The sequence below is a fragment of the Gemmatimonas sp. genome, from assembly GCF_044345575.1.
Lineage (GTDB): Bacteria > Gemmatimonadota > Gemmatimonadetes > Gemmatimonadales > Gemmatimonadaceae > Gemmatimonas.
The window spans coordinates 1-2,742 of record NZ_JBIJAW010000411.1 but is presented as its reverse complement, the minus strand read 5'-3'; the positions used below and the strand labels follow the sequence as shown (position 1 = coordinate 2,742).

Below are 2,742 nucleotides of genomic sequence, written 5' to 3'. Positions count from 1 at the left end.
CGATGCCGCCATCGTGCAAGCGCGCTTCGAGGCGGCGCTACAGACCAAGCAGCAGTTCTACGCGGCGCTGGCCGCACGGGAATCCGCCGCCGCCGCGCGCGCGCAGCTCGAGCAGGCCGAGCAGCAGCTGAAGGCATCCACGGCCCGCTTCGTGGCGGGCGTGGCGACCAAGTCCGACTCGCTCCGCTCCGCCATTCAGCTGGGCAATGCGCAACTCGCGGTGCTCACGGCCGAAAACGACCTGCGCGTGGCCAATGCTGCCCTCACACGCGTGATCGGTTCGCAGGTGATTGTCACCCCGGCCACCGATGACACGGTGGACGTGGGGGGTGAACTCCCGACGGAAACCGAACTCGAGCAGCTCGTCGTGCGGAGCCCGCAGGTGATGCAGGCGGAGGCCAACCTCATGGCAGCCCGAGCGAGTCGACGCGCGCAGCGTTCGGCGTATCTGCCGTCGCTCACGATGTCGTACAATTACTCGTACACGCAGACCAGCCCGCGGTTTTCCGGCAGCGACGTCTGGCTGTTCTCGGGCGGCAACCCCAATCGCCAGCAGCTGAACTTCAATTTCAGCTATCCGTTGTTCAACGGCCTCGTGCGTGAGCAGCAGGTCGTGCAGACGGACGTCGCACAGCGGAACGCCGAAGCGCAGCTGCGAGACGCGCGCCTGGGGGCACGCCAGAATCTCACCACACAGCTGCGCGCGCTCAACAACGCGCAGGCCCGTGTTCGGGTGCAGCTCGCCGCCGTAGCCGCGGCCGAAGAGGACCTGCGCGTGCAGCAGCAGCGCTACGCACTCGGCGCCAGTACACTGCTCGATCTGCTCACGTCACAGACACAGCTGAATGAGGCGCGGCAGGCGCTCATTCAAGCGCGCTTCGACGGACGTATCGCGCGGGCGCAGCTGAGCGCACTGGTGGGCCGGGAGCTCTGAGTAAGCACCCACCCAAAACACACGACCCTCGACGCTCTACCCTGAACGGGGCGGCCGTCAGTCGTACGCGCATTCCGTAGGATCGCCGCGGCGACTGACCGCGGGCCCGTTCAGCGTTCAGGGTCGTGCGTGGAGGGTTGTGGGTGGGTGTTCCGAAACGTCAGCGGAGCTGGGCCCGCCGTCGTTGCCAGAATCAGAACGACAACGCCAGCGACGTCACGGCGACGAGATTCGTGCGCGACAGCCCCGACGCGGTGCGTCGGTCGGTGAAGATCGGCTCGCGATTCACCAGCGCTCGTGCTTCGGTGCGCCATACGAGCAGCCCCCCAAGCCGACGGTCGAACCCGAGGGAGCCGCCGGTGGCGCGGAGCGGGTCGGTGGTGCCGGTGCTGACGACCACTTGATCCGCATCGGCGTACCACTCGGTCCGCGCGACCAGGGCCGAACGCGGGGTCACCGCCCACCGCAGCGTGGCCATGGTCCCCGCCCACGTGCGGGCGTCGGCGCGACGCCCGGCGGTATCGGGCGCGTCTTCGCGGCCGACATCCGCCTGCGCGAGGAGCTCGACATCGCTTGCCAGCCTCGTGCGGATGCCCACACCGCTGAAGAGGCGCAGGCGCGCGCCCGGCTCGTTCCCGGCCAACGAGTACCAGGACACCGTGGTGCGCCCGCCCACCGCATAGTCGATTCGCGCACCGACCGACTTGTCCGTGTTGCTCTCCGAAATGTTCTGCCAGCCGTTCACCAGATCGGCGCGCACCGTCAGCGCCGGGGTCGCCTGCCACGTCATCCGCACGCCACTGGAATAGTAGGGCGAATAGTCGGCGACCAGCGAGCGGGTGTACGTAACGTTGTCGCGTGAGAGCCAGCCTTCGAGCCCGGCGTTCGAGAAAAAGATGCCCGCGTCGACCCAGAACCCCGGACGGACTTCGTAGCCGACATAGGCCTCCTGCATGACCCGCGACAGGGCACCGCCGCTCGTCTGGCCGACCCGTGGCTCACCGGCATAGTTCACCTGCACCGATGTCCCCGTCTGTAGCGCGAGCCGCCCGCGCACGCGGGGAGCCGACAGCGTCGCCTCCACATGGGCGAGATTGACGTTGAACTCCGCGTGCCTGGCGGCCTGAGTGGTGAACGACCGGTCGAGGGTCCGCGGGCGGCCGGCATCATACGCGACGTAGGTGTCCACGAAGGCGCCGAACGTGACGCGCAGGCTGGTGTCGGCCGGCGTGTGCGACGTGTCGGCAGGCGCACGGGCGGGGAGCCCGGCCGTATCGCGGGCAACCATTCGATGCGCCGGGAACGCGGCAGCACCCATCGCGGCGGCGATTGCCGGGACGAAGAGCAGATCGAGCATCCCTGAAGTTTAATGCCGGGGCCACCCGTTCCGAGGCGTTCCCATGGACGCTGATCCCACACCCCGATATAGATTACAGGTTCCTGTTCCCATCTCATGCCAAACGATCAGAATACTCCGGCCTCGGCAGACCAAGCCGAGGCCGTTCCCGAACGAAGCGCCGAGACCACTCCGGCGGAACCGCCGTCTCCCTCGGCCGACGCGCTGCACCATCCCACAGGCGAGCAGTCAGACGTCGGCTCCCACAACGCCTTTTCGGCCAAGCCGGGCGAGGAAGTCCTCGCACACACCGGCATGTTCCCCACGCAAACCACTCACGGGGGCGGGGGACACCACCGGGATCAGAATCCCACGGGGAAGCGCCTCGCGATCCTCACCCTCACCGCGCTCGGCGTGGTGTACGGCGACATCGGCACGAGCCCGCTGTATTCGATCAAGGAAATCTTCGGCC

Annotated in this window: 3 protein-coding genes; 2 read left to right on the top strand and 1 reads right to left on the bottom strand. The window is 67.8% G+C overall.

Annotation, left to right across the window (positions count from 1 at the left end):
* A partial coding sequence (locus ACIQ6O_RS15960; RefSeq protein ID WP_396208762.1) for a TolC family protein occupies positions 1-934 on the top strand: 934 nt, incomplete at its 5' end.
* A gap of 193 nt (positions 935-1,127) precedes the next feature.
* Here ACIQ6O_RS15960 and ACIQ6O_RS15955 read toward each other — a convergent pair.
* On the bottom strand, positions 1,128-2,291 hold the full coding sequence (locus ACIQ6O_RS15955) for an outer membrane beta-barrel protein (RefSeq protein WP_396208761.1): 1,164 nt from the start codon (positions 2,289-2,291) through the stop codon (positions 1,128-1,130).
* 96 nt (positions 2,292-2,387) lie between these two features.
* On the opposite strand from ACIQ6O_RS15955, the gene ACIQ6O_RS15950 reads away from it, so the two are divergent.
* Positions 2,388-2,742: KUP/HAK/KT family potassium transporter (locus tag ACIQ6O_RS15950; protein ID WP_396208760.1), on the top strand; the 355-nt coding region annotated here is incomplete at its 3' end.

Bases quoted from the DNA above. Each gene is read 5' to 3' on its own strand.
- ACIQ6O_RS15955 (WP_396208761.1), bottom strand. From the start codon at position 2,291: ATGCTCGATCTGCTCTTCGTCCCGGCAATCGCCGCCGCGATGGGTGCT.